We start from the raw sequence: 25,724 nt of genomic DNA, 5'->3' as shown, positions 1-25,724 counted from the left end.
TTATAAGGATGACTAAATGAGTTCAGTCGAAGAAATTCACGTTCCGAGTCTACAAAGAAGTAAATACTTCGCCACAATGGCACTGATTATTGCCGTGGTGACATGGATTTGCTTAATGGTCGCGGCACACTTTCTCCCTGAATATAAATGGCTCATCCATATTTTTATGCTTGCTGCTGAAGCAGGTGTGGTGGGTGGCTTGGCTGACTGGTATGCGGTTACCGTGTTATTCCGTAATCCCTTCGGAAAAATGCCACTGCCTAAACTATTGCGTGATCACACTGAAATCATTCCACGAAATAAAGCGCGTATCGCTGAATCCATGGGTCGCTTTGTACAGGAAAACTTTTTATCACCTCAAATTGTTGAACGTAGCTTAAAAAATGCTGATATTAGTTTGGCTGTCGGTGAATGGTTAGCAAATCCTAAGAACAATAAACAAGTGGTACAGATGATTCAGCACACTGTGCCGAAAATCTTTGAATTTGTCAGCCAAGATCAAATTGCTCACTTTGTACAAAACAACAGTGTGCAATGGGTCAGAAGCACTAAAGTCAATAAACTTGCCAGCGAAATGCTACGTGCTGTATTAGAAAATGATTTCCATCAAGATGTATTACAACGTGGACTTGATCTCGCACATGAATGGATGGTGTCTCATCCAGAAGAAGCGCGTGATCTATCTCGTAAATTATTTCAAGAACTGGGGGTTTGGAAACTCGCAAAAGGTGCAAGCTGGATTGGCATTGATGTACAGCAAAGAACCATTGACTCACTGATTGAAAAAGTTGAATCAATGTTGGCTAATCCTGAGCATCCTTGGCGTCAAGATATTGAAGCAACCACGCACTCGCTCATGTTACAACTAGCAGATACGGATAGTGGTGCTAGCCAACGTTTAAACAGTGGTAAAGATGCATTATTAGATAGCCCACAAGTACTGAACTTTATCAGTGGCGCCATCGCTATTTTATGTGACGCAATTAAAACGGATTTAATGCAACCAGACTCAGGCATTGCCACTAACTTACAAGTGGCGATTCAACAACTTGGCGAAAGTTTGATTCAAAATGAAAAAGTACGACAAGTTTTAAATGAGAAAATGGTCGGGCTGGGCACCACGTTCAGTGAACAATACAGCGACAAGATTATCCGTTATATCAGTGAGCGTATTCATGAATGGGATTCACGTGAAATGATTGCAAAAATTGAAAGCGAGGTTGGCGGTGATTTACACATGATCCGCGTCAATGGTGTAATCGTGGGTGCTTTTATTGGTTTAGCTCTCGGGATCATCCGTGCCATTGTTGAAAATGTTTTGTAAAGAATAAATAACTATGAGGAAGTTTATTTCTCATAGTTATGCAGATTGCGCAAGTTGCTGCTTACTTTGCTGATAATATCGAACCAGTGCGTCAGTATCCTGCTTTAAAAATGCAGTGAGATAGCTTTTCACCTGTACCAGTGAAAGTTGCTTAAATTGAACTGTCTCTTTTATCTGAAGCGTAATTAAGCCAAATATTTGTTTTTTTGGTACAACTATTGGAATATCTGTCTTTACAATAAAGCTAAGCTCCTGAGATGACTTATACGTATTCAATACGATTTCTATGGTCTGCCTCGTCTTCTCATCTGTAATGGTAAACGTCGGACTTGCACCATCTAGCTGCAACCAACGGCTTAATTGCTGCTTCCAGTCCATTCTGTCAAATTTGGTTAATATCCCAATGGTATTCAATGTCCCGAACTGCTCCACATCATTGAGATCAATATGATGTGGATAGCGTATTTTTAAATCGAAACTGTCCATACTCTATGCCCCATTTCACTATAATTGATATTTAATTGAATCCCTCGATGTAAATTATAGTACTTAAATCGCTCAACACAAATGCCTTATCATCATGAAAAACAACAAATTTTCTAGACATTTTTAAATAAAAACCGACCAATTCCGTCACTATTGTTTTTATTCAGACTCTCTTACTCTATTTTCCTGACCTAAGACACATTATTTAGTCAATTAACGGCAAGGTTCAATATTTACCTTCACAGAGGCACCTTGGTAAGAACTCAGCTTTCGCTATACAATCAATGCAAAATAGAATGTCAATCAGGTCAAAAACAATGTTGCAACTTCAGTCAAAACTCCCAAGCCAAGGCGTGACTATTTTTAGCGTGATGACTGAACTCGCACAACGACTAAATGCCCTGAATCTCTCCCAAGGCTTCCCCGATTTCCCCGCGCCACCTGCGCTACTCCAAGCGCTCAGTGAAGCGACGCTTTCAGGTTATAACCAATATCCTGCGGGTGATGGTGTTCTGACTTTAAGAGAGCAGTTGGCAAAACAATTCTTTGCAAGGGATCAATTACAACTCGACCCTCTCTCTGAAATCACGATTACCCCAGGCGCAACCATCGCGATTTTCTGCGCGATTCAAGCGTGTATTCATGCAGATGATGAAGTGATTATTTTTGACCCGAGCTATGACAGTTATGATCCTGCGGTACAGTTGGCAGGTGGAAAATCAGTGCATATCCATCTAGAAGCACCAACTTTTCAGGTGAATTGGCAAGAAGTCAAAGACAGTATCAATGCTAAAACGCGCATGATCATTGTCAACACACCACATAACCCAACAGGTGCAATTTGGTCTGAACTGGACTGGACACAACTGATTGAACTGATTCAAGATAGAAATATCGTGGTGCTCTCCGATGAAGTTTATGAGCATTTGGTTTTTGATGGGCAAAAACATCATAGTGCCCTGCAATTTCCAGAACTTCGTGAACGTAGCTTTGTCATCGGTTCTTTTGGTAAAACTTACCATGTCACCGGTTGGAAAACGGGTTATTGCGTTGCCGCGCCACAACTCATGCGTTTGTTCCGCCAAATTTACCAGTTTGCCAATTTCTGTGGCACCACCCCTTGCCAGATTGCGCTTGCCAACTATATGCAACAACATCCAGAGCATATTCAGGAGTTACCCGATTTTTATCAGACAAAACGAGATTTATTCAACCAACAGATTCAAAACTCACGTTTTAAATTGATACCATCTCAAGGCACTTATTTTCAAAATCTAGATTACAGCAACCTTCGTCCTGATCTCAACGATGTAGAGATGTGTCAGTTCTTAGCCGAGAAACATAAAATTGTGGCGATTCCGATCTCAGTGTTTTATCAACATGCACCATCTTCACTTCGACAAATTCGCTTTTGTTTCGCTAAAACTGATCAAACCTTAAAACGTGCGAGCGAAATCCTCGTACAGTGTTGATCTACAAAAATAAACTCAACAAGCCTGACTCGAACACAACGGATAATGATATGTTGAAGAAAACACAGCCGTTTCGGGATCAAGCTTGAAGGAAATTGAATGACTCCACACCAACCTTTGGTGATGCAACCGAATCTCTGGAAAACCTTTTTAGTTTTTTTAGTTCCCTTGATTGCCACTAATATTTTACAAAATCTATCAGGCACCATTAACACGATTTTTGTCGGTCAAATGATGGGGGTGGATGCAATTGCTGCAGTCTCTGTATTCTTTCCTATTCTGTTCTTTTTACTTGCTTTTGTGATCGGGATCTCCGCGGGGTCAACGGTTTTGATTGGACAAGCTTGGGGAGCACAAAATTTAGAGAAAGTTCGTAGTGTCATTGGTTCTACTATTTTTATGACCCTGATCGGTGGCAGTATTATTGCTGTACTTGGTTTAGTGTTTGCTAAACACATCCTCGAATTACTCGGCACCGATCCGAAGGTGATGCATCTATCTTTGCCTTATGTACAGTGGATGCTAGTGGGTAGCCCTTTGCTATTCGTCTATATTATTTACACCTCAATTTTACGTGGTGTCGGCGACAGCGTAACCCCTTTAATTGCTTTGAGTTTGACCAGCCTAATTGGTTTAGCTGTCACACCCGTATTGTTAAAAGGTTATTTTGGCTTTCCTGCTTTAGGTATTGTGGCTCCTGCAATCGCCACCATTATGGGCTACGCTGCGGTACTTATCTTTCTTAGCTTATATCTGAATTATAAAAATCATCCGCTCAAAATAGATGTTCGTTTATTAAAAAGTATTCGCCACGACCCTGTGTTAAGCAAATTGATTTTAAAACTGGGCATTCCAACTGGCATTCAAATGGTGACAACTTCGCTTGCAGGCTTAGTGATCATTGGTTTGGTCAATCAGTACGGCGCACATGCCACAGCCGCTTATGGTGCAGTCAATCAAGTGCTGAATTATATTCAATTTCCAGCACTCTCAATCTCAATTGCAGCATCTATCTTTGCCGCTCAAGCGATTGGTGCAGGCAAACCCGATTTATTAGCGAAAGTTACTCGCACGGCACTGGGAATGAATATCCTATTTACCGGAAGCTTGATCACACTGGCTTATTTATTTTCAAAATATTTAATGGCGTTATTTATTACGGATGACAGTGTGATTGAATTGGGGCAACAGCTTTTATTTATTGTGTTGTGGTCGATTCTGTTTTTTGGTGCTAGTGCTATTTTTGCATCGATTATGCGTGCTAGTGGCACCGTGAATGTTCCAATGATGATTAATATTCTAACCATTGTCTTAATAGAGGTGCCATCTGCTTATTGGTTTAGCTCGATGTGGGGCTTAACGGGCATTTGGATTGCGTATGCCCTTTCTTTTGTTTGCTTATGTGTATTGCAAGCGTCTTATTATCAATTTTTTTGGAAGAAAAGTAAGATCAAAATTCTCATCTAAACGTTTAATGATGAGTGATGTGGTCTCACCAATAAAAAAGCCATTCTGATTAGAATGGCTTTTTTAATTTTTTGGCTTACATCATCTTGGTCGCAAGTGCGGCAATACGTTGATAACCCGTCGGGAATAAACGTTGGAAAGAATCCACAATACGCGCATCTGTACCAATCAACAAACGACGTTTATCTTTCAATACTGCATTTAAAATTTGACGCGCTGCTTCTTCTGGTGGTGTGCGTAAGAATTTATCAAATTGCTTGATTGATTTATTCGGATCCATACCTAAGCTTTTTAAGCTGTCATTCATTTTTGCAGCTTTGGCAATATTGGTACGAATACCACCTGGATGTACGCAAAGTGAACTTACACCACTTTTCTCGATATCAAGCTCTTGGCGTAAAGACTCAGTAAAACCACGTACTGCAAATTTAGTTGCGTTATAAGCAGATTGTGTTGGTTGCGAAGTTAAACCAAAGATACTTGAGATATTGATGATATGGCCATCTTTGGTTTGTTTGATGAACGGTAAAAACTCTTTGGTACCGTAAACTACACCCCAGAAATTAATCCCAACAATCCATTCTAAATCTTCGTAACTTGCGCCTTCCACAGTTGAGCCTAGTGCCACTCCTGCGTTATTGAAGATTAAATTCACTGAACCATGATCTTGTACAGTATCTTGTGCCCACTGTTTAACTGCTTCACGGTTTGAAACATCAAGCACCTTGATTGTTACGGTGACTGGATATTGTTTCACTAGCTCAACAGTTTGCGCTAAGCCCTTTTCATTGATATCACTCAATGACAAATGACAGCCTTGTTTAGCCAATAAAATTGCCAATTGTTGTCCAATCCCAGAACCTGCACCTGTGATCGCTGCGACTTTATTTTTAAAATTTTTCATTGCCTATCCTTTGTATTGCGAATGAGAAGCACATATTTGTCTAGATCATGTGCAGTTTAAGCTGTAACCAATATAATTTTGACAATACAGGTTGTCAATATAGTACAATACAGCTTTAAGACAAATGGCAATAACAAACACATTCCTTGTCATATTAGGTCTATTTACATTCTAGGCTGAAGATGTTTAAACGATATACAGCATGTTTTGCAAAATTTAGTTATCCTAAGTCAGCAAGACCTCGTTAAAACGTAAACAAATCTTAGATATACGATTCAAAGACTTTTTTAGGGAACGGTTTTTCCATGGCAAATGAAGATCTAGCGACGCGCAAGAAAAATAATACCGAAGTGAAAGAACGCCAATTCAAAGGTCTATCTTTAACCGAACGCAAAGAAGCACGCCGCGAAAAGTTAATTGAGGCAGGCATCGCAACCTATGGAACACATGGTTTTTTCTCGGTTACGGTAAAAGACGTTTGTAATGAAGCCAAACTTACTGAACGCTATTTCTATGAATCATTTAAGAAAAGTGAGGAGTTATTTCAAACTGTTTTCTTAAAAATGATTGGAAAAATGCAAACCTGTTTGACGCAAGCCGTCATCATGGCTGCGCCTGAACCTAAAAATATGGTTACTGCTGGTTTATCTGCACTGCTAACCGCAATTAAAGATGACCCACGCATGGCACGCATTATTTATATTGATGCCATGTTGGTACAAGACTTACATAATCAGGCCACCATTCAAGAGACTTTGACGCAATTTGATCGGATTATTCAAGGTTTCGTGATGATCACCATGCCGAACGCTCCGCAAAGTGCCGAAGAAATCTCATTGATGGCAACTGGTTTAAATGGTTACGTCACACATATTATTATTCGTTGGGTATCCGAAGGCTTTAAACAGCCTTTGTCAGAGGTTTTGGCGGCCTGTTGTGCGGTATTTTTATCGTTTATAGAAACAACAACCGAAAAAAATTAAACTCTTTTTACAGTTTTGTGACCAAAAGAACTGCTAAAATACAATGATATTAACCCAATGAATTTATTTTGTTTATTGCAGAACAAGTTGTCATCATTTGGTCATTGCTCTGCCCTATAATTGTCACAATTTATTGCTAAATTCGACTTTATTCACTCTTTTGCAATGATATTGTCATAATTAATCTTTGTAATAAGCCTGTCATAACAACAAAACGGTTAACCGTTACATATTTAAGGGTATTGCGCTGTGAAAGATGACTATATTTTAATTGTCGATGATGAATTACCGATTCGTGAAATGATCCATACCTCTCTTGATATGGCAGGCTTCCAATGTTTACAAGCTGAGGATGCCAAACAAGCACATCAGATTATTGTTGATCAGCGTCCTGCTCTTATTTTGTTAGATTGGATGCTACCAGGTGGTATTAGTGGGGTTGATCTGTGCCGTCGCTTAAAACGTGATGAAAATTTATCAGAAATCCCTGTGATCATGTTGACTGCTCGTGGTGAAGAAGATCATAAGGTTCAAGGTCTAGATGCAGGCGCAGATGACTATATGACCAAACCATTCTCAACACGTGAGCTAGTATCACGCATCAAAGCCGTTTTGCGTCGCGCCAATGCACTCAGTGGTGAAAAGGTAATTGATGCCAATGGCTTAATGCTTGATCCAGTCAGTCAACGCGTCAGTTTTGGTAACAGTATTTTAGAGATGGGCCCAACAGAATATCGTTTACTCGCATTCTTTATGACGCATCCAGAACGTGCGTATACACGTGCTCAATTGCTTGATCAAGTGTGGGGCGGTAATGTCTATATCGAAGACCGAACCATTGACGTGCATATCCGTCGTTTACGCAAAGTTTTAGAACCTTTTGGTGTAGATCGTTTTGTACAAACGGTGCGCGGTACAGGGTATCGTTTCTCTACACGAGCAGATTTAGCAGTAGGTTAAAAATCCTTTATGTATGAACCTTATCCCGTCCCTGAATTGGCACGTGAACATCAACGTTTTCGTTACAGCAGTTTATGGACGTTTGCAAAACAAGATTTAAGATTGTTACTTTTTTTCTTATTAATTGCGAGCTTAATTGGATTTGGGGTTGGATACTTTTGGAGCTGTATTTTTGTTGCCTTTATCGTTTTTTTTACTCTACAGCTCCGCTCACTTTATTTAGTGAATGAATGGATTTCAAATCGTCCCTATGATGTACCGCCTAATTTAGGGGGTATTTGGGGAGCTTTGCTATTCAATGTCTATCGAGCTCAACGTCAAGAACGTATTGTACAAGCTGAAATGGTAGGCCTAATCGACCGAGCGCAGTCTTCGTTGGTCGCTTTGGCAGAAGCAGTCGTTTTAATTGACGATCAACACCAAATTGAATGGTGGAATCCAGCAGCAGAAAAATTATTAGGCATTAATCCTCTAGATCGTGGTCGTAACCTATTATCGATTTTACGCCAACCGAGTTTTATTGAATATTTTAACCATAGCGATCAAGCACCTGATGGTATTCGTCTACAAGCGCAAATGGATGAAGAACGATATGTTCAAGTCAAACTCACTCGCTTTGGTGGAGAAAGCCGTCTTTTAGTCGCATATGACACCACTCGAGTACATAATCTTGAACAAATGCGTAAAGATTTTGTCGATAATATTTCACATGAACTACGTACGCCTTTAACCGTATTGAGCGGATATATCGAAACTTTTACAGATCAAGATGATATTACGCCTCGTTGGAAACGTGCTTTCACCCAAATGCAATCACAAACCAAACGTATGAATGCCTTGGTGAATGACCTATTGCTATTATCTAATCTAGAAAATAATAAAAAAGTGGCAAAAAACCAGATCATCGATATGGCGAATCTAATGAACCAAATCTTTGATGATGCTCGTGCTTATAATCTTGATTATGGTCATACGCTAAATTTAGACATTGATAGTCATTGTGATTTAATCGGCTCAGATATGGAAATTGCCAGTGCTTTTAGTAACTTAATTACCAATGCAATTAAATATACGCCACCCGGCGGTATTATTACCATTGGTTGGCATGAAGATGGTGACCATGCCTATTTCACAGTACAAGACAATGGAATTGGTATAAATCCCAAACATTTACCTCGCCTAACAGAACGTTTCTATCGCGTAGATAGCGCTCGAAGCCGTCAAACAGGTGGTACTGGCTTAGGTTTGGCGATCGTAAAGCATGTCCTTATGCAGCATGGTGCGCATTTAGAAATTAGTTCTAAAGAAAATGAAGGTTCAACATTCACTGCCGTTTTTCCAAAAGAACGCTTATATCGTATGATTTAAGCAGCACAGGGAACTGCTGAGTTCCCTGAATTATAATGTTATCATTCCACTATAATTATATAATAACCCTTTGTTTAAAATCTTTATTTCTATAATTTACTTTGATCTAAATTTATGATGAATCTTCAATTTCTTCGTCCTTTGATTTTACTCATCGGACTCAGCACTCCCCTTTCTGTTTTTGCAACATCGTTTGATCCACTCATTGGCACATGGAAAGTTGTAGATGAACGTACCGGCTCTTATCTATCTGATATCGTGATTAGAAAAAATTCTAAGACAGAACAATACAGTGCTGTGATTGTAAAAATTTATCCCAGCAGTAAAGGAACAACGCCCACACTATGCACAGCGTGCTCAGGCACTTTAAAAGATCAACCGCTTCTTGGGATGGAAGTTCTCACAAATCTGAAAATGCTAAAACCCAATGAAGAATTAGGACAAGGTATTTGGATAAACAGCACCGATGGCAATAAATACAGCCTGACTGGTCGCCTAAGTAAAACTGGAAAAATGTTAAATATCAGTGCAAAAAATCCAAGTAATAATACTTTCCGCAATATGACGTGGATACGACTTTAATAAAACGCTTTCAACAAGTGTATCCATTCACACTGTTTTCAAGTAGCTGATTACTTTCAATTTGAGCATCAGTTTGATGTATTGATGCTCAGTTGTTTAGCTTCAACCAAATGATTGGGCAAACCAAAAACATGATCAAAAAAGTAATTATAAACAAAGGTATAGCACGGAATCAGTATCATTAAACTAAAATCAAGTAAAAACGCTTTTATTAAACTAATCTGCATCCACCACGCGATCAATGGAATTAAAATAGTAATTAAAACCAGTTGAAATCCAATCGCATGTGCCACTCTTCTCTTAACAGTTCGTGTTTTTGAAATTTGTTGTTTTTCCCACATTTCAAAAACATAGTTATAAATGAAATTGACCGTGACTGCGATCACAGCAATCAAAATAGATAAAGGTCCCGTATGACTCATACTGGTACCTGAAAGCATTGCTAACAGCATTGCACAGATAAAAAAACTAAAAATCTCATAGAAAAAAACATAAGTCACTCTTCTTTTTATACCTTGCATACTCACACTCTGAAATCAATAATCAGTGGATTTTACTCCGACATTCTGATAAAAAAAGTCAATCGTTATCAGATTTACTGACAAGAAAATAGATATGAAACTCAGCAGTGAACAGCTTGAATTGATTCTGGAAATTATTGATCGTGGTAATTTTTCTGCTGCGGCACGTGCTCTCAATCGCGTCCCTTCCGCAGTCAGTATGGCAATCGCCAATATAGAAGCTGAATTGAATTTAAAATTATTTGATCGAAGTAAAAACCATCTGAGCCCCACTGAAATCTCACTTTCGATTGAGCCACATGCCAGACTGATCGTAAATAAAATTCGCCAACTAGAAATGCATTTATCGGAACTTTCAACAGGTTTAGACACTAGTATTTGCATCGGTGTTGCAGCCGATTTGAATCAGAAATTATTATTATCTGGCATTCAACAACTCACTCAGCGCTATCCATTATTAAATATTGAAATGATTTGCGCCCCGCAACAAGAGTTAAAAGCACGTTTGCACAATAATGAAATCGATCTCTATGTTGCTTACAGTTCATCGAATATCGATACCAATCAACGATTTCGATTATTGGGTGTTGAAAAATTTGTTGCTGCTGTTTCTCCCCAAGATGCTCAACAGCTAAAAGACAGTCATAAAAATGAACTCACGACTTTGTCTGAATTAAGACAAATTATTGTTGCGAGTAAACAATATCCCCTTTCAGATCCGCGTATCTTAGTTTCTGAGTCATATTGGTATACCGATAATTTATTCATGGCAATTAATATGGTGGAACAAGGACTGGGTTGGGGGAATTTCCCGCTTTCTGTGGTCAATGAAAATTTCAGCAAGCAGAGTTTAATTCGTTTAGAATTTAGCGATACCACCAATGGACTGGATATGCCAATACATGCCATTTGGCCAAGCTATAAACCATTGAATCAAGCACTACAATTATTAATCGAACTTTGGGCAAAAAAAATTTAAATAGAAATGAAAAAAGCCCGACATCCAAGTCGGGCTTTTTCGTATTCCTTTCACTAGATACAACTCCTGACATATCTCACGTCCTGATGCGCAAACTTATTATTATTGTTTTATGTTTTGGAACATCCTGTTCCTGATGAGTTGATATTAGGTGATTTGATTAGGGCTGAATATGGGTCATTACCCCTAATAGGTGTAAGAAAAAGCGTACATGATTTATGTTTAAAAATCTGAGAAGAAATATCTAAGCCATTCATAAAAAATCTATCTTATTTTAAATCAATGGTTTTTGTAGTTTCTTAATAAGGTCTAAATAAGCATTTAATTTAATTTTTTTTAATTAATGTTCATTCGCCTCAAAGCTCTTCGCTTAAATAAGAGTATTGCAAAAACTAAATTTATCTATATTTTTAGAATAAATCTAAAGTTTTGGAACAGTATATGAATATTTTCCCTTTTCCATTTCAAGTCACTAAATGGGATGAAATAGAAACAGTAGAATACCGCGGAGAAACAGGAAATGCTTATTGGAAAACACAATACTTTGGTGAAGAAGAAAATAGAATTAGAGTAAGAATTGTAGAATACTCAGCCAATTACCTAGCTGACCATTGGTGCGAAAAAGGACATATTCTATTTTGTTTAGAAGGTGAACTTGAAAGCAGATTAAAAGATGGAAGGACGTTTCTTCTAACTCAAGGGATGAGCTATCAAGTGGGTGATCATGCCGAACCGCACCAATCCTTCAGTCTGAATGGGGCTAAATTACTCATTGTTGATTGAGTTAAGCTCATATGGCTAATGTAAAATACATAAGATTCAATCTTAAACCTCAGGTTTAGTGATACACCTAATTCACTACAATTCTGTTGCTTCTAAAAACAGCAAGCCAATGCACTCAGCCACTTGTTAGATTTGCAATAAAAAAGCCCGACATCCGAGTCGAGCTTTTTCGTATTCCTTTCGCTAGATACAGCTCCTGTCATATCTCACATCCTGATGCGCAAACTTATCATTCTTGTTTTATGTTTTGGAACATCCTGTTCCTGATGACTTCATATTAGGTGATTTAACACAGGTTGAAAATGGGTCATTGGCTGTAATTGCTGTAAGAAAAAACGTACATCAGCAAACCGCACCCATGTTTAAGAAATATAATCAAAAATTCGTATTTTGCTAAACTACTCTAATCGCCCAATACATCGCTATGATCTACTGTTTTTTCTACGCCCATATAAGCATCAAAACTTTGAGCAAATATACAAACCATAACGAAAGCGATCAATATCAATATTTTCTTTGTCATCATCATTTTGGTTTACTCAACTCAAGAACTTATGAAAAAGATATAAGATTTCTTTGATCTAATCTAATATAGAAAAAACACTGAATGATCTAATTTTGAGATATGTGGACTTTAAAACAATTCAATTATTTAATTACCATCGTTGAAACTGGCGGTTTTATTGCAGCTTCAGAAAAATTATTTATTGCTCAATCTGCACTCAGTCGACAAATTAAAAACTTTGAAGAAGAATTAGGTTTTGAGATTTTTGATCGTTCTGAAAAGAAAATAAAACTGACCCCAGCAGGCGAAGCACTCTATAAAAGTTTAAAGACCAATATCGATCATTTAAAAAGCTCAATTGTAAGCGCACAGAGTATTAGCCGCGGTGAAGGTCGTATTATTAAAATAGCGCACTCTAGCAGTATTGTGCTTGATCAAAATAAACTCGAAGTATTTGAACAATTATGTGATGCAAACATGATTGATATTGAAATGAATACTTTATCTTCTGAATTACAACTCGAATATTTATTAAATGGCACAATTGACCTTGGCTTCATCCGCCCACCGATTTATCACAATCTAAATGAGGTGAATTCAATCAGCTTATATACAGCACCTTTGTATGTTGCGGCTCATAGCTCAGATCCTTTTTTATCTGAAAAAGAAAGTGTATCTATCCGAGAGTTAGAGCAGTTAAATTTCGTTTCTGTACCTCATAAAGGACGCGGTGGTTTAAGTTATTTGGCTGCTAATTTATGTTTGGTCAATGGTTTTTCACCTAAAAGAACGCGAATATATTCCAGAAAAAGATCTCAGCTTGAGTTGGTTGCCAACGGCTTTGGGATTTGTATTGTTCCTGAAGAATTTAAGGTGATTCTTCCAAATAATGTCACACTCATTCCAATCAAAGATGAAAATGCTTTTAGTGAAGTAAAGTTGATTTGGAAAAAAGATCAAGATTCTGTCGTCAACCACTGTGCAGATTCAATTCATCGTTATTACGAATCTAAGCGTGAAAAAATGAATTGATTCAGTACGCTTTTTTTATCTATGCGATAAACACTTGATCTTTAGTTAAAAACATAAGATAAATAAATAATATATATAAAAAACTTGAATATTTATAAATATCATGTATAGTTGAACTAACTAGAAAAAGTATCGTTTAGTTAAATCTTCTTTAAGTATCGCAGTTTTAGTCATAATCCTTCGTTTTTTTTAGATCTTAAGCTTTATTCTTTTTCGAAGTTATGTACAGTCTTCGAATGACTGAAAATTATTAAAATTTAGTAGGATATATTATGTCTAATACAGTTACTGGTACAGTAAAGTGGTTTAACGAAACTAAAGGTTTTGGTTTTATTCAACAAGAATCAGGTCCTGACGTTTTTGCTCACTTTAGCGAAATTGCTAACTCGGGCTTCAAAACGTTACATGAAGGTCAACAAGTTTCTTTCAGCATCGCTCAAGGACAAAAAGGTCCAAATGCTGTAAATATTGTTGCTCTGTAATAAAGAATATGTGTAAAAAAAGCACTATATAGTGCTTTTTTTTCGTCTAAGAATTGAATTTTTCATTTTTAGCCTTAATCAAATAATTATATAAAAGTTGGTATAACATTGAATCAAACTAATAATCTTGTTGCTAAATCGATTAACGGAACTGAAATCTTAGTTTCACTTGTGCCTTTAAACAAAATGCAAAGTACTCGTGATGGATTTAAATCAATTGAAGTGGGAAAGCGAGTATTACTTCAATCAGGCGTTGAAGTTGACTTAAATCTGGATGGTCGTACTTTTTATACTGCGTTAAATCAGTTATTTAAGTTGAATTATAAAGTCGCTTAATTTTTCAAATTTTATCAATCGAATTAATTATAAAGAAATGAATAATCTAAAGAGAAAAAGCCCGACATCCTGTCGGGCTTTTTCGTATTCCTTTCACTAGATACAACTCCTGTCATATCTCACCCTGATGCGTAAACTTATAATTCTTGTTTTATGTTTTGGAACTTCCTGTTCCTGATGAGCCCATATTAGGTGATTTAGATGGGTACGGATATGGGTCATTGACTGGAATTGGTGTAGGAAAAAGCGCACATGATATAAATATTTAGCGAATCACACCCAAATTCCGCATAATCGATCTTTTTATTTGTTTAACGTTATAAGTGTTGAATTTCACTTATGTACCACTATGTTAATTTTAGAAAATACTTTTTTTAAATATACTATGACTATATATTAAAATTTCACAATAATACTGAGACGAATTAATGAAAAAAATTATCATATCTCTTGCTTTTGGATTAGCAAGTGTAAATTCATGGAGCATATGCGCTTACAATCTTGATGCAACACAAGCTGATTTACAATCTCAATTAAGTGAAAGATTTCCTTCAGTGACAGGGAGTGAAGTTTCTTATAGTACTACACTTACTAATAAAATATATTCAGCTATGAGCAAATCAATCTACAATAATCTAGTTACTTCAGCAGGTGATTTCAATACACTAAATGGTGATAAAGAATTAGCAACAAATGGAATACAAGCTTTTGAGTTTAAATTTAAACTTCCACAAATTTTAGATAACAAAACTATGCTAAATATTTTTCCAATTATTGCGGGAGGGAAAATGCTAAATGGAGAAAATATTAACTTTATGATTTCATATCAAAAATTAGGTTCAGTAAACTCTTTTTATCTAACACTAACATCACCAAATAATGTAGGTCAAACAACGACTTTACCTATCCAAACTACATCTGATGGATATCAATATTTAGGAATTTATTTAAATCAAAATTCAAACCAAATCGGGGTAATTTTTAACGGAGTTAATAAAGGATATATTGATAATTACCCCTCAAAATTGAAAAATATATTTTTCACAATAAATTCAAATTACACTGATATGACGAATCAAGATATAGGAAAAAATGTCGAAATTAAACTAATTACTGATTCAAGTCAGATTTCACAAAGTTACCCTACAAGTACAACTGATATTTGTGGAATAAATATTTAATTCTTATCCATAAAAATAGTTCATTTAACATAATACACCTTATGTGAAATATATAAAAAGCCCCTATCAAGGGGCTTTTATAATTTTATTAATTACACTGAATGACCTAATCGCTCACCCATTACCACAGTTGAATTGGCTTTAAATTGTTCTTCCCACACCATTTTATCTTTTTCAAATAAAACCACAGCTGTAGAACCTAAATAGAAACGCCCTAACTCCGCACCTTTATCTAACTGCATTTGGTGATGCTGTAGTTCAACTTTACCTGATGGCTTCACTTTACCAGTAGCAACAGTTTCAATCCCCGCCACAATCATTGCACCGACTAAAACTACAGCCATGCGACCAAGTTCAGTGTCAAACAAACACACCATACGTTCATTACGCGCAAACAAACCTGGTACATTTTCAGCCGTGGTTTGATTAACTGAGAACAACTCACCTGGGATATATAAAGTTTCAGTCAATGTACCTGCAAATGGCATATGTACACGGTGATAGTCTTTTGGTGACAAATAAACTGTCGCAAACTGACCATCTACAAATGGCTTTGCAAGTTGTGGATCACCAACCAATTTCTCTACAGAAAAACTTTGACCTTTGGCTTGGAAAATATCACCCGCTTCAATCTTACCAAGCTGAGAAATTGCGCCATCCGCAGGACACACAATACTATCTGCACGTTCATCCACACCACGCACACCTTGTTTTAATGCACGGGTGAAAAATTCATTAAATGATTTATATTGATTTGGATTAGCTTGTTCGGCAATGCTCATATCAATGCCGTATTTTGCTTTGAATGCTTGAATCACAGCAGTTTTCACCAAAACGTTTTCACTTGCTGCAACTTTGCCAATGACACGGCTCAGTTGATGTTGCGGTACTAAATTTTGTGCTTTGATAAAAAATTGTTTTTTTAAATCTGCTGAAAAACTCAAGATGGTGACTCCCCTGAAATAATAGGACTATCGAGGCGATTGCCCCATTCACTCCACGCACCATCGTAGGCTCTAACTTGCCAATTGAGCAATCTTGCCAAAATATACGCTAAACCTGAACGATGATGTGACTGACAGTACACCACGACAGGTTGCTGTAAATTAAAGCCTAATTGCTCTAAACGTTGCTGAGTGCGTTCAAGTGGGTGTAATTTTAGATGATTTTCACGGTTTAGGGCAGTACTCCACTCAAAATGCAGTGCATTTGGAATGTGACCGCCGCGTCGCGCTGCTAATCGCAAGCCTGTATATTCTTCAATGGTTCGGCAATCCCACAGTTGAATCTTCTGTTCTTGGACTTGCTCGAGTAGCTCATCATATTCAATTCGATGTTTTTGAACTGCATCAAGATCCACTTGCACCAGTTCCGTAACAGGGCTGAAACGTTCGACCTCAGCACTGGTCGGAAGCCCTGCACCTAACCATGCATGAATACCACCGTTAATGACACTGGTGCGTTCAAAACCTAGGCAATGCAAATTCCAAATCAAACGTCCAGCCCAAGCCCCACCTTCATCATCATAGACCACGACATGATGCAGAGGTGAAATATTTAATTTCTCAATCAGGAATTTTAAACCTTCGATTTCAGGCAATACACCATTGGCTTGTTCTTGCTGTGCAACCAAATATTTTGGCTGTAAATGAATCGCATGGGGAATATGTAGTTGCTCATATACCGAAGCTCGGCTTAAATCAACAATCCGAATCAACTCGCTGCCTAAATAAGGCACAAGCTGTTCGGGTTCAATCAGTAAACCCAGTTTAAAATCAGTGTCAGTCATTGTTATGGAATCTTGTGATCACAGCATTGTGGTTGATTTTAACATAGCTCACTTTTTATCTTTGTCTGATTTTTTGCATTCATTTAGCAGAAAATGAGATATACCGTCTGATGAATATCCATAATGCTTTTGAAATTTAATATAATCTATCAAATGAAATTGGATACTCGAAAACGTCATCCGCAACCTGAGCAAGTCAAAGCGATTAAAGCTTTGACTCAGCGCAAGACAAACGGAGTGCGTAGTTCATGCTCAAGCATAGCTTTCGCCTTGAGGTACTGCAAAAATTATTAATCTTAGCTATTCTTACCTCAGGTTTTGTGGATCTTACGCTGCTTTAGTCGCAGCTCAGGTTTTGCCTACTTTTCCCAAAAGAAAACTAGGTCGAACCGAAGGTTTACCCTAATATTTAGATCATGCTTAGCAATAAACAGCAGTCACAATAATCTGAATGAGAAGTTAACTTTTATTTTATCCAATCTCAAACACTTGTCTTAAATACGCCAAGAACGTTTCATTATCTGTCATGGTTTTTCCAGAACTATCGGAAATTTTTGCCACCGATTGACCATTACATTCCACCAATTTCAACACGATATTTAATGGTGTTTGCCCCATATCATTGGTTAGATTCGTCCCGATACCAAAACTCACTTGGAAGCGATCTTTAAAATATTGATGTAATAACCATGCTTTCTCTAAATTTAGACCATCACTAAAGGTCAGCATTTTGGTCTTGGTATCAATCTTTAATTTACGATAATGTGCATAGGCCTTATCTCCCCATTCATATGGGTCACCACTGTCATGCCGTAAACCATCAAACAACTTGGCAAAATACAGATCAAAATCACGCAAGAATGCATCCATTCCAACAACATCGGTCAAGGCGATGCCTAAATCCCCTCGATATTCTTGCACCCAAGCTTCTAAGGCTGCTTTTTGGAAATTACGCAATCGAACATCCAACGCTTGAAACGCCTGCAAAAACTCATGTGCCATCGTTCCAATTGGACTAATTCCTAATTCTTTGGCTAAAAGCACATTACTGGTTCCACGAAAGACTTTGGGCGCGGCTGCATGAAATGCTTGTACCACGTGTTTTTGCCATTCAAAACTATAACGACGGCGAGTACCAAAATCTGAGACTAAAAACGGTGGATCATTTTCTTGTTGTTGCTCTGCATAATGTTGTAGTTGGACTAACTTTTGCTGTAAACGTCGCTCACCTTCTATATAAACATTTTCATTGCGGATACGTCGGAAATACAGCTCATTGACGATGGCTAAGACAAATATCTCAAACATCATCGCCTGAACCATTGGACCTTCAATTCGGATATCTAATCGACCGGCATCATCAATCGTTGCTTGGATAAAACGACGTTTAAGTTGAAATAATTCTAAATAATCAACGAAATCACTTTTGATAAAACGTAATGATCGTAAAAACTGTAACTCGTCCTCTGCAAAGCGAAGTTCACACAACAAATCAAGCTGATGGTTTAGGTCCGTTAAAATATCAACCAGTGGATAAACGGTATCTTCTAGATTTCGACAGCGAAATAAATAAACACTATGGGTTTGTGGAAACTGATGTAGTACCACTTGCAACATGGTGAATTTATATAAATCAGTATCAAGTAATGATCGAATAATCGCAGACATAAAGGATGGTTTTAACCAATTTTTATAAGATATGTTTTGTTATACAACCAAATAACAGCGTTTGAATAGTAGACTTTTGATCCACAACTCAATTTTATCAAATCTCTCTGCTACACTTGCTCTTTTCATTTCATCTATCTTTCAATTCTATGCGCGCATTAATTCAACGAGTCCTCGAAGCTAAAGTCGTGGTTGACGGTCAAACAACTGGCGAGATCCAAAAAGGTTTATTGGTCTTTCTTGGTTTAGGCAAAGACGATACTTTGGATAAAGGTCAGAAACTGATTGATAAACTTCTTAAATATCGAATCTTCGATGATGAAAATGGCAAAATGGGATGGAATGTCAGCCAAGCCAATGGCGGTATTCTATTGGTTTCGCAGTTTACCTTGATGGCACACACACAAAAAGGCTTACGTCCTGATTTTGGACCTGCAATGCCCCCTTCGGAAGCCAAAGCGCTCTATGAACAATTGGTTGAATACGCACAACAGCAATTTGAAAATGTACAAACAGGTATTTTTGCAGCCGATATGAAAGTGCACTTAATCAATGATGGACCTGTGACCTTTAATTTAGAGATTGAATAAATTTCGGCATAAAAAAAACTCCCTATTTGGGAGTTTTTTTATGGTTGTTTATTTACCTGTTTTTTCTTTGATAAATGCGCGTGCTTGACGAATTTTTTCTTTTACAGGTTTTGGCACTTTTGGTGGAATCAATTTCGCAGCTTGGTTAAACCAGACCAGCAAACTAAAATCGCCTTCCATTTTGATGCTACCATCTTGCATACCCGTCATGAATGCAGTTGGATCACCTTTGACCAAAGTTTTTACGCCTTGCTCACTTGAAGCAAATTGCAAAATAAAATCAGCTTTTTCTGGATTACCCGCCACTGTATCAATTTTGCCATGATTCACAATAATTTGACGCGCCAACCCCAAGTCAGTACCAATTTGGATACGGAATTCACGGTCATGAACCAACTCAATAAACTTCGGGCTAGTACGTGCCAATTGCTTCATACGTAACGCCAAACCTGCCACCAATAAATCTAATGGATCAGTGCTTACATCAACGATCGGTAACTTAACCACAGGTAAAGAAGAAAGCTTCATGACATTTATGCCTACAGTATTATGATGAAATTTAAGACAACCGTATCCTAGCACAATTGTAGAAAACTCTGTAAAAGCTTTGTTTCAGAAAATTAATACAAAAAAGGCATGCTGAGCATACCTTTGATGTTATTAGAATTATTTATTATCAATTATCGACTAGAACATTGCTGTTGGTCGTCTTTATAAACTGGCGTATGTTCAATATATTGACGATTTGCCAATTGTTTTTGTGCTTGTTTGTCTTCACGTAAAAGGATAAATGTAACCGTTACCATCGCGAGGCTCAAAGCCGTCAGATAACTATAAGCGACTGACATCTCGAAAATGGTTTGCGCACCAAAGCGTACCACCTCTAACAGCCCCCAACTGAGCATACCTGCCAACATAAAACCTAACCAACGACGATAAGGAGAAAAGAAAACAGCTATAACTGCGACAGCGATTAAGCCAAATCCAACCCACATGGTGAAATTCGCTGCTTCCATAGAAACCTCCGTCTTAAAAAAGGTGGTCTGTTTAATCATCAGACCTCATATTGTTCTGTAATCTATAAACAGTAGTTTGTGTTGCATTCGTGTCTTAATGCATTATGGAGCGTTTTTTTTAGAAAAAAAGAGTTAAGAATGCGCCATACGACACAAGATGTCGCAATATGCTTTTGTCATTACATTTTTTTAAATTACAAAACTTCAAAATCTCTATATAGCATCAATTGCGGCGTGTCATTACAAAAAACTATCGCTATTTTTCGAGTTAAAAAAACTTTTTTCTGAATTTTTTTATCGTTGTTTTTCTATACATTTAGACATAAATATGACTGAATCATGACGCCCTTAAAAAGAGCAATGCCACTCAAAAGTGGCATTGTTTTAAAACATCGAAAAAAGAGATTTTAAGCTCGATTTAGATCTTTATCATGCATACCTAATAAGTACAAAACACCATCTAAACCTACACTTGATATCGCTTGATTGGCATTTTGACGTACTAAAGGTTTAGCTCGGAATGCAACGCCAAGCCCAGCAATCGAAAGCATTGGTAAATCATTGGCGCCATCGCCCACAGCCATCGCCTGCTCTAATGAAATCCCCATTTTCTCAGCCAACTGACGTAACAACTCAGCTTTACGTGCACCATCAACAATCGCACCTTTAACTTCGCCCGTTACAACACCATCTTGAACATCCAAAATATTGGCATGGACTTCATCAATTCCTAATTTTTCTTGTAAATATTCAGCAAAATACTGAAATCCACCCGATAAAATCGCAGTTTTATATCCCAGTGCTTTGAGCGTTGAAATCAGTCGTTCCGCGCCTTCAGTAATGGTTAAACGTTCTGCAATTTTCGGTAATACCGAAGCATCTAAACCTTTTAATAAAGCGACACGCGCACGGAAGCTTTGTTGAAAATCAAGTTCACCTTGCATCGCACGCTCAGTAATCTCAGCAACTTGTACGCCTACGCCTGCTTCTAAAGCAATCTCATCAATCACTTCTTGTTCAATTAAAGTGGAGTCCATATCAAAACAAACTAAACGACGATTACGGCGATAAGCATTATCTTCTTGTACTGCAACATCGATATTTAATTCACCTGACAAGCTCAAACAAGCAGCACGCATCGCTTGTGCATCAAGCATTTGTCCACTTAAGCCAAACTGAACGCAAGCACGACGTGGAAAATTGTGTGCTTCTTCTAGATCTAAACGACCTGATAAACGGGTGACCGTTTCGATATTAAAACCCTGACTCGATACAATCTTGGTCACGGCTTGTAAATGTTCGGCTGTTAATTCAGGTGCAAGTGCCGTCACGATGTAACGTGTTCGACCACCCTCACTGACCCACTGATCATATTCTGCGTTGGAGATTGGTTTAAATCGCACAGTTAAGCCAATATCATGTGCTAAAATCAGAATCTCTTTCATTGCAAGTGCAGTTGCGGTCTCATTATCCGAAGCAACAACAATCCCAAGGGTAAGTTGATTATGGATAACAGCCTGACCTACATCGAGTATTTGCAAAGAATGTACGGAGAGTACCTGCATTAATCGAGTAAACTGATTCGGTTGATCTGGTCCTAAAAAGGATATAAGAATGATTTCACGCATGAATTGACTCGTGTTTGAGCGACAACTATTGTATGTAAGAATCATAACATAACCCAACCTAAATCTATTTGCCTTGGAAGTTTAACTTGAATGCGCCTCGCCAAGGGCTATTTGCTAGCCTACTGATCGTAAGTTTTGCATTGCATACCTTTTTATTGGTGATTGCAACGACACATCAACTCAATGAAAACCGCGCTAGCCAAGGACAACTGATGACCAGTCAGTTAGTGGCAGATAGTCTTGCAGAACTGGAACCTGCCAATACTGTTTCATTGGCCTTAGTTGCCAATCGCTATGCAACCAATCCAAGTGTGGCATCGATTCGTATCCTAGATGCGAATAAACAAGTACTCGCCACCAGTGGTATGGCAAAAACACGTCAAGGTGAGGTGTTTGTCCGTGATGCATTACAAAATGAAAAGAAAGTTGGGACAGTTGAGATTACTTTGATCGAACCAAGTATTGGCGAGATTTTACGCACCCAATGGTTAGCTATTTTAGTCTCTCTTTTTATTCATGGTTTGATTTGGTTAGCCTATCGTGCAATCGCACGCCCAACACGTAGCGAATACTTAGCACGCATTAATCAAGAAAATCATCTTAAACATGAAATTCAGCGATTAACCCAAGCCTTAGCTCTCGAAAAACAAAATACTGTAACTTTGGTTGCCCAAGCTCAACAACAAGCAAAAGCGCAACCTAAACCGCGTGTCGAAAAAACATCAACCCCAACTGCACAGGCTGATGATCAAGTTTTGGCTTTGAATATTCAATTCTATGATCCTAAGCAACTGCTAAGCAGTGTAAATCAATCTGTTTCAATCCCGTATTTCAAACTATGCCAGTTATTCTTGGATAAAAGCATTGATTTATGCAGCAAGCATTATCAGATTAATTCGACACAAATTCGAGTTGAACAAGAGTTTAATGCCGAAGGCGCAACTTTAACCACCAGTTCTAATCATCCTCAAGCACTTGAATGTTTAATGATGGTTGGTGCTGTGTTCCAACTGTTGGCAGACGTACTTTATAAACGTTACCGTGAAGATAAACGCTTTGCACTACAAACACGTGCTGCCGTATCAAATGCAGTTGATGCAATGCAACTTGACGCAATTGAAGCCGCAAAACGCTTAACACAGCATTTACATGCGAAAGAAGCAGCTTTACATCTTCATCATGATCACCTTAAAACCGTTCAAAACAGTTATGAGTTGGTGGTGATGCCAAACCCAAGCAATGTGATGACTCGTCATGCATTTATGATTAATGGTATGAATGAAGCGTGTGCAACAGTCGCGCAAAATCTACGTACTGAAATCCTAATGGGTAAAAAAGCAAAAACGCCAACCGAATCATAGAAAAACGATAGTGTCGTTTCTTCTGTTTTAATTATCTTGAGGAATCTTACCCCTCCTCAAGATAATGCTCTAATTTATTTGACTTCATTTCAAAAAATGTTTTCCGAACGATTGCTCATCAAGCTCAGTATTTTTATTGCTGAAGAAGCACAGGCGAAATTTTTTAAAATGCGTTAAACTATGCCAGATTTATCGAATACTAGTGCCTGAAAAGGCAGCATCAAAGGTGAAAGCGAATGCCGCTGAGTCGTGTTGAAGAGCTTGTCGCAGATATTCGTGCAGGCAAAATGGTCATCCTTATGGATGATGAAGATCGTGAAAATGAAGGTGACTTAGTCATCGCTGCTACACATGTTCGTCCTGAAGATATTAACTTCATGATCACTCATGCCCGTGGTTTAGTCTGCTTAACGCTGAGCCGCGATCGCTGTAAACAACTGAACTTGCCGTTGATGGTTGACCAAAATGGCGCACAGCATGCGACCAATTTTACGCTTTCAATTGAAGCGGCTGAAGGGATCAGCACAGGTATCTCAGCAGCAGAGCGTGCGCATACGATTCGTACGGCTGTTGCAGCACATGCAAAGCCAAGTGATATCGTTCAGCCCGGTCATATTTTCCCATTAATGGCTCAACCAGGTGGTGTCCTACACCGTGCTGGTCATACTGAAGCAGGTTGTGACTTAACACGTTTGGCAGGTTTAGAACCAGCTTCTGTGATCTGTGAAATTATCAATGATGATGGCACCATGGCACGTCGTCCTGATTTAGAAGTGTTTGCTGAAAAACATGGTCTAAAAATTGGTACGATTGCAGACCTGATTCATTATCGTATGACCAATGAGCAAACCGTTGAGCGTTTGTCTCAAGAAACCATTGAAACACAATACGGTACATTTGAACTCTATAAATATCGTGAAATCGGTAACCCTGATATTCACTTAGCTTTGGTTAAAGGTGAACCAAAGCAAGGCGTAACCACGGTTCGTGTCCATGGTTTCAATCCTGTTCGTGATCTTTTAAAGCTCAATAAAGCCGATGGTTCTCCAGCATGGAATCTTGATCTTGCAATGAAAACCATTGCTGCAAGTGACCGTGGTGTATTGGTATGGATCGGACAAGATCATTTAGAAGATTTAGGACATGCCTTACACTATCTAAATCAGCCAAAACCACTGAAATCGAATGCTGCATTATCTCAGCAATATCAAACGATTGGTGTAGGTGCACAGATTTTACGTGATCTAGGTGTTGAAAAAATGAAGCTGTTGAGTTCTCCACTTCGTTTTAATGCCTTATCAGGATTCAATTTAGAGGTGGTGGAATACATCACTGCCGATCAAATCACAGCAAAATAATAGAGGTTGCTATGGCAATTCGCCGAATTGAAGGTTTATTACATCTCGCAAGCGAAGGTCGTTATGCGATCTTAGTGGGTCGTTTCAACAGCTTCGTGGTTGAGCATTTACTTGAAGGTGCAATTGACACCTTGAAACGCCACGGTGTTTCTGAAGATGCGATTACCGTGATTCATGCACCAGGTGCATGGGAACTTCCTATTGTTGCGAAAAAATTAGCAGCATCAAATAAGTTTGATGCCATCATTGCATTAGGCGCAGTGATTCGTGGTAGCACACCACATTTTGATTTTGTTGCTGGTGAATGTGCCAAAGGTTTAGGGGTCGTTGCCCTTGAAAGCACAATGCCAGTCATCAATGGTGTCTTAACCACAGATAGCATTGAACAAGCAATTGAACGTTCTGGTACGAAAGCAGGCAATAAAGGCAGCGAAGCTGCATTGACTGCAATCGAAATGGTTAACTTATTAAAGGCAATTTAAAGCATGTCGCAAACACTTCAGGCCGCTTATGCAGCGAAACGCAAAGCACGTCGTTTTGCTGTACAAGGGATTTATGAATGGCAAATGAGTCATAACCCTGTACATGAAATTGAGGCACGCACGCGTGTTGAAAATGCAATGCACAAAGTTGACCTTAACTATTACCATGAATTGCTCACTCAAGTGGTTGCTCAACATGAAGCTTTAGATGAGTTGCTCGTCCCTGTACTTGATCGTGAATTATCTGCACTTGATGGTGTAGAACTTGCAACTTTACGACTCGGCGCTTATGAATTACGAGATCATCTCGAAGTTCCTTATCGTGTTGTACTTGATGAAGCAATTGAGCTAGCAAAACACTTTGGTGGTGCAGACAGTCACAAATACATCAATGGTGTATTAGACCGTTTATCATCGAAGCTTCGTGAAGCTGAAAAACAACAAGCAAAATAAAAGGCTTGATGTTT

Annotated in this window: 28 protein-coding genes; 18 read left to right on the top strand and 10 right to left on the bottom strand. The window is 38.2% G+C overall.

Annotated elements, in window-relative coordinates:
- Window positions 1–16 precede the first annotated feature (16 nt).
- Window positions 17–1,324 (top strand): DUF445 domain-containing protein, encoded by a 1,308-nt coding sequence (locus NGC85_RS00500; protein ID WP_254804498.1) that lies wholly within the window; start codon window positions 17–19, stop codon window positions 1,322–1,324.
- Window positions 1,325–1,360: 36 nt separating this feature from the next.
- On the opposite strand, the gene NGC85_RS00495 is transcribed toward NGC85_RS00500, so the two are convergent.
- The gene (locus NGC85_RS00495; protein ID WP_254804497.1) at window positions 1,361–1,810 is read right to left on the bottom strand and encodes a hypothetical protein; all 450 of its coding nucleotides are present in this window, start codon (window positions 1,808–1,810) and stop codon (window positions 1,361–1,363) included.
- A 317-nt stretch (window positions 1,811–2,127) separates the two neighbouring features.
- On the opposite strand from NGC85_RS00495, the gene NGC85_RS00490 reads away from it, so the two are divergent.
- Entirely contained in the window at window positions 2,128–3,282 is a 1,155-nt protein-coding gene (locus NGC85_RS00490) for a methionine aminotransferase (RefSeq protein ID WP_254804496.1), read from the top strand.
- A 99-nt stretch (window positions 3,283–3,381) separates the two neighbouring features.
- Complete coding sequence (locus NGC85_RS00485) at window positions 3,382–4,749, top strand: MATE family efflux transporter (RefSeq protein ID WP_254804495.1); 1,368 nt, start codon at window positions 3,382–3,384, stop codon at window positions 4,747–4,749.
- 76 nt (window positions 4,750–4,825) lie between these two features.
- On the opposite strand, the gene NGC85_RS00480 is transcribed toward NGC85_RS00485, so the two are convergent.
- Window positions 4,826–5,653 (bottom strand): SDR family oxidoreductase, encoded by an 828-nt coding sequence (locus NGC85_RS00480; RefSeq protein ID WP_254804494.1) that lies wholly within the window; start codon window positions 5,651–5,653, stop codon window positions 4,826–4,828.
- Window positions 5,654–5,958: 305 nt separating this feature from the next.
- Between NGC85_RS00480 and NGC85_RS00475 the strand changes: the two genes are divergently transcribed.
- From NGC85_RS00475 to NGC85_RS00460, 4 genes are all read left to right on the top strand, one after another.
- Window positions 5,959–6,636 carry a TetR/AcrR family transcriptional regulator gene (locus tag NGC85_RS00475; protein ID WP_005052631.1) on the top strand — a complete coding sequence of 226 codons (678 nt, stop codon included), beginning with the start codon at window positions 5,959–5,961 and terminating at the stop codon, window positions 6,634–6,636.
- 249 nt (window positions 6,637–6,885) lie between these two features.
- Window positions 6,886–7,596, top strand: coding sequence for a phosphate regulon transcriptional regulator PhoB (phoB, locus tag NGC85_RS00470; RefSeq protein WP_005052633.1), 711 nt, complete (start codon window positions 6,886–6,888; stop codon window positions 7,594–7,596).
- 9 nt (window positions 7,597–7,605) lie between these two features.
- Window positions 7,606–8,964: a phosphate regulon sensor histidine kinase PhoR gene (phoR, locus tag NGC85_RS00465; protein WP_005060283.1), complete on the top strand. Its 1,359-nt coding sequence runs from the start codon at window positions 7,606–7,608 to the stop codon at window positions 8,962–8,964.
- Window positions 8,965–9,078: 114 nt separating this feature from the next.
- Window positions 9,079–9,546, top strand: coding sequence for a DUF2147 domain-containing protein (locus NGC85_RS00460; protein WP_005060284.1), 468 nt, complete (start codon window positions 9,079–9,081; stop codon window positions 9,544–9,546).
- 68 nt (window positions 9,547–9,614) lie between these two features.
- Here NGC85_RS00460 and NGC85_RS00455 read toward each other — a convergent pair whose 3' ends face one another.
- Complete coding sequence (locus tag NGC85_RS00455) at window positions 9,615–10,067, bottom strand: PACE efflux transporter (RefSeq protein WP_254804493.1); 453 nt, start codon at window positions 10,065–10,067, stop codon at window positions 9,615–9,617.
- Between the two features lie 94 nt (window positions 10,068–10,161).
- On the opposite strand from NGC85_RS00455, the gene NGC85_RS00450 reads away from it, so the two are divergent.
- Together NGC85_RS00450 and NGC85_RS00445 are read left to right on the top strand one after the other, a co-directional pair.
- Window positions 10,162–11,046 (top strand): LysR family transcriptional regulator, encoded by an 885-nt coding sequence (locus NGC85_RS00450; RefSeq protein WP_254804492.1) that lies wholly within the window; start codon window positions 10,162–10,164, stop codon window positions 11,044–11,046.
- 441 nt (window positions 11,047–11,487) lie between these two features.
- Entirely contained in the window at window positions 11,488–11,829 is a 342-nt protein-coding gene (locus tag NGC85_RS00445; protein WP_254804491.1) for a DHCW motif cupin fold protein, read from the top strand.
- A 403-nt stretch (window positions 11,830–12,232) separates the two neighbouring features.
- On the opposite strand, the gene NGC85_RS17440 is transcribed toward NGC85_RS00445, so the two are convergent.
- A complete protein-coding gene (locus NGC85_RS17440; protein ID WP_302885510.1) occupies window positions 12,233–12,358 on the bottom strand; it encodes a hypothetical protein in 126 nt (41 codons plus the stop codon).
- A gap of 96 nt (window positions 12,359–12,454) precedes the next feature.
- Between NGC85_RS17440 and NGC85_RS00440 the strand changes: the two genes are divergently transcribed.
- The 4 genes from NGC85_RS00440 to NGC85_RS00425 all read left to right on the top strand — a co-directional run bounded on the left by NGC85_RS00440 (window position 12,455) and on the right by NGC85_RS00425 (window position 15,365).
- Window positions 12,455–13,366, top strand: coding sequence for a LysR family transcriptional regulator (locus NGC85_RS00440; protein WP_254804490.1), 912 nt, complete (start codon window positions 12,455–12,457; stop codon window positions 13,364–13,366).
- Window positions 13,367–13,638: 272 nt separating this feature from the next.
- Window positions 13,639–13,848, top strand: coding sequence for a cold-shock protein (locus NGC85_RS00435; protein ID WP_005052641.1), 210 nt, complete (start codon window positions 13,639–13,641; stop codon window positions 13,846–13,848).
- Between the two features lie 108 nt (window positions 13,849–13,956).
- Window positions 13,957–14,184, top strand: coding sequence for a hypothetical protein (locus NGC85_RS00430; protein WP_005052642.1), 228 nt, complete (start codon window positions 13,957–13,959; stop codon window positions 14,182–14,184).
- A 428-nt stretch (window positions 14,185–14,612) separates the two neighbouring features.
- Window positions 14,613–15,365: a DUF4882 family protein gene (locus NGC85_RS00425; RefSeq protein ID WP_254804489.1), complete on the top strand. Its 753-nt coding sequence runs from the start codon at window positions 14,613–14,615 to the stop codon at window positions 15,363–15,365.
- A 92-nt stretch (window positions 15,366–15,457) separates the two neighbouring features.
- Here NGC85_RS00425 and asd read toward each other — a convergent pair whose 3' ends face one another.
- From asd to pncB, 3 genes are all read right to left on the bottom strand, one after another.
- The gene (asd, locus tag NGC85_RS00420; RefSeq protein ID WP_254804488.1) at window positions 15,458–16,309 is read right to left on the bottom strand and encodes an archaetidylserine decarboxylase; all 852 of its coding nucleotides are present in this window, start codon (window positions 16,307–16,309) and stop codon (window positions 15,458–15,460) included.
- On the bottom strand, window positions 16,306–17,154 hold the full coding sequence (locus NGC85_RS00415; protein WP_254804487.1) for a sulfurtransferase: 849 nt from the start codon (window positions 17,152–17,154) through the stop codon (window positions 16,306–16,308). The genes asd and NGC85_RS00415 overlap by 4 nt, the downstream gene beginning before the upstream one ends.
- A 471-nt stretch (window positions 17,155–17,625) precedes the next feature.
- Window positions 17,626–18,822 carry a nicotinate phosphoribosyltransferase gene (gene pncB, locus NGC85_RS00410; RefSeq protein WP_254804486.1) on the bottom strand — a complete coding sequence of 399 codons (1,197 nt, stop codon included), beginning with the start codon at window positions 18,820–18,822 and terminating at the stop codon, window positions 17,626–17,628.
- Between the two features lie 149 nt (window positions 18,823–18,971).
- On the opposite strand from pncB, the gene dtd reads away from it, so the two are divergent.
- Window positions 18,972–19,412 (top strand): D-aminoacyl-tRNA deacylase, encoded by a 441-nt coding sequence (dtd, locus tag NGC85_RS00405; protein WP_254804485.1) that lies wholly within the window; start codon window positions 18,972–18,974, stop codon window positions 19,410–19,412.
- A 48-nt stretch (window positions 19,413–19,460) separates the two neighbouring features.
- Here dtd and NGC85_RS00400 read toward each other — a convergent pair whose 3' ends face one another.
- The 3 genes from NGC85_RS00400 to serB form a co-directional block, all read right to left on the bottom strand.
- Window positions 19,461–19,940, bottom strand: coding sequence for a hypothetical protein (locus NGC85_RS00400; RefSeq protein WP_005052654.1), 480 nt, complete (start codon window positions 19,938–19,940; stop codon window positions 19,461–19,463).
- A 152-nt stretch (window positions 19,941–20,092) separates the two neighbouring features.
- The gene (gene aciT / locus NGC85_RS00395) at window positions 20,093–20,428 is read right to left on the bottom strand and encodes a ciprofloxacin tolerance protein AciT (protein WP_005052656.1); all 336 of its coding nucleotides are present in this window, start codon (window positions 20,426–20,428) and stop codon (window positions 20,093–20,095) included.
- Window positions 20,429–20,835: 407 nt separating this feature from the next.
- Window positions 20,836–22,056 carry a phosphoserine phosphatase SerB gene (gene serB / locus NGC85_RS00390; RefSeq protein ID WP_254804484.1) on the bottom strand — a complete coding sequence of 407 codons (1,221 nt, stop codon included), beginning with the start codon at window positions 22,054–22,056 and terminating at the stop codon, window positions 20,836–20,838.
- 68 nt (window positions 22,057–22,124) lie between these two features.
- Here serB and NGC85_RS00385 point away from each other — a divergent pair, with 68 nt between their 5' ends.
- The 4 genes from NGC85_RS00385 (at window position 22,125) to nusB (ending at window position 25,710) form a co-directional block, all read left to right on the top strand.
- Window positions 22,125–23,417, top strand: a complete 1,293-nt coding sequence (locus NGC85_RS00385; RefSeq protein WP_254804483.1) for a hypothetical protein — start codon at window positions 22,125–22,127, stop codon at window positions 23,415–23,417.
- A gap of 236 nt (window positions 23,418–23,653) precedes the next feature.
- Window positions 23,654–24,775 carry a bifunctional 3,4-dihydroxy-2-butanone-4-phosphate synthase/GTP cyclohydrolase II gene (gene ribBA, locus NGC85_RS00380; RefSeq protein ID WP_005052661.1) on the top strand — a complete coding sequence of 374 codons (1,122 nt, stop codon included), beginning with the start codon at window positions 23,654–23,656 and terminating at the stop codon, window positions 24,773–24,775.
- Window positions 24,776–24,786: 11 nt separating this feature from the next.
- Complete coding sequence (gene ribE / locus NGC85_RS00375) at window positions 24,787–25,257, top strand: 6,7-dimethyl-8-ribityllumazine synthase (RefSeq protein WP_004659764.1); 471 nt, start codon at window positions 24,787–24,789, stop codon at window positions 25,255–25,257.
- Between the two features lie 3 nt (window positions 25,258–25,260).
- Window positions 25,261–25,710: a transcription antitermination factor NusB gene (gene nusB / locus NGC85_RS00370; protein WP_005052664.1), complete on the top strand. Its 450-nt coding sequence runs from the start codon at window positions 25,261–25,263 to the stop codon at window positions 25,708–25,710.
- Window positions 25,711–25,724 lie beyond the last annotated feature (14 nt).

The sequence above is a fragment of the Acinetobacter sp. Z1 genome, from assembly GCF_024296945.1.
GTDB lineage: Bacteria > Pseudomonadota > Gammaproteobacteria > Pseudomonadales > Moraxellaceae > Acinetobacter > Acinetobacter beijerinckii.
Note: the sequence above shows the minus strand (reverse complement) of the source record. Positions and strands in the feature narration are given on the sequence as shown.

Coding starts and splice junctions, on each gene's coding strand:
- ribBA (WP_005052661.1), top strand. CDS start 23,654: ATGCCGCTGAGTCGTGTTGAAGAGCTTGTCGCAGATATTCGTGCAGGC.
- ribE (WP_004659764.1), top strand. CDS start 24,787: ATGGCAATTCGCCGAATTGAAGGTTTATTACATCTCGCAAGCGAAGGT.
- NGC85_RS00400 (WP_005052654.1), bottom strand. CDS start 19,940: ATGAAGCTTTCTTCTTTACCTGTGGTTAAGTTACCGATCGTTGATGTA.
- NGC85_RS00485 (WP_254804495.1), top strand. CDS start 3,382: ATGACTCCACACCAACCTTTGGTGATGCAACCGAATCTCTGGAAAACC.
- NGC85_RS00500 (WP_254804498.1), top strand. CDS start 17: ATGAGTTCAGTCGAAGAAATTCACGTTCCGAGTCTACAAAGAAGTAAA.
- NGC85_RS00415 (WP_254804487.1), bottom strand. CDS start 17,154: ATGACTGACACTGATTTTAAACTGGGTTTACTGATTGAACCCGAACAG.
- NGC85_RS00450 (WP_254804492.1), top strand. CDS start 10,162: ATGAAACTCAGCAGTGAACAGCTTGAATTGATTCTGGAAATTATTGAT.
- NGC85_RS00425 (WP_254804489.1), top strand. CDS start 14,613: ATGAAAAAAATTATCATATCTCTTGCTTTTGGATTAGCAAGTGTAAAT.
- aciT (WP_005052656.1), bottom strand. CDS start 20,428: ATGGAAGCAGCGAATTTCACCATGTGGGTTGGATTTGGCTTAATCGCT.
- dtd (WP_254804485.1), top strand. CDS start 18,972: ATGCGCGCATTAATTCAACGAGTCCTCGAAGCTAAAGTCGTGGTTGAC.
- NGC85_RS00440 (WP_254804490.1), top strand. CDS start 12,455: ATGTGGACTTTAAAACAATTCAATTATTTAATTACCATCGTTGAAACT.
- NGC85_RS00460 (WP_005060284.1), top strand. CDS start 9,079: ATGATGAATCTTCAATTTCTTCGTCCTTTGATTTTACTCATCGGACTC.
- NGC85_RS17440 (WP_302885510.1), bottom strand. CDS start 12,358: ATGATGATGACAAAGAAAATATTGATATTGATCGCTTTCGTTATGGTT.
- phoR (WP_005060283.1), top strand. CDS start 7,606: ATGTATGAACCTTATCCCGTCCCTGAATTGGCACGTGAACATCAACGT.
- NGC85_RS00480 (WP_254804494.1), bottom strand. CDS start 5,653: ATGAAAAATTTTAAAAATAAAGTCGCAGCGATCACAGGTGCAGGTTCT.
- NGC85_RS00495 (WP_254804497.1), bottom strand. CDS start 1,810: ATGGACAGTTTCGATTTAAAAATACGCTATCCACATCATATTGATCTC.
- NGC85_RS00445 (WP_254804491.1), top strand. CDS start 11,488: ATGAATATTTTCCCTTTTCCATTTCAAGTCACTAAATGGGATGAAATA.
- NGC85_RS00490 (WP_254804496.1), top strand. CDS start 2,128: ATGTTGCAACTTCAGTCAAAACTCCCAAGCCAAGGCGTGACTATTTTT.
- pncB (WP_254804486.1), bottom strand. CDS start 18,822: ATGTCTGCGATTATTCGATCATTACTTGATACTGATTTATATAAATTC.
- NGC85_RS00435 (WP_005052641.1), top strand. CDS start 13,639: ATGTCTAATACAGTTACTGGTACAGTAAAGTGGTTTAACGAAACTAAA.
- NGC85_RS00455 (WP_254804493.1), bottom strand. CDS start 10,067: ATGCAAGGTATAAAAAGAAGAGTGACTTATGTTTTTTTCTATGAGATT.
- serB (WP_254804484.1), bottom strand. CDS start 22,056: ATGCGTGAAATCATTCTTATATCCTTTTTAGGACCAGATCAACCGAAT.
- nusB (WP_005052664.1), top strand. CDS start 25,261: ATGTCGCAAACACTTCAGGCCGCTTATGCAGCGAAACGCAAAGCACGT.
- NGC85_RS00475 (WP_005052631.1), top strand. CDS start 5,959: ATGGCAAATGAAGATCTAGCGACGCGCAAGAAAAATAATACCGAAGTG.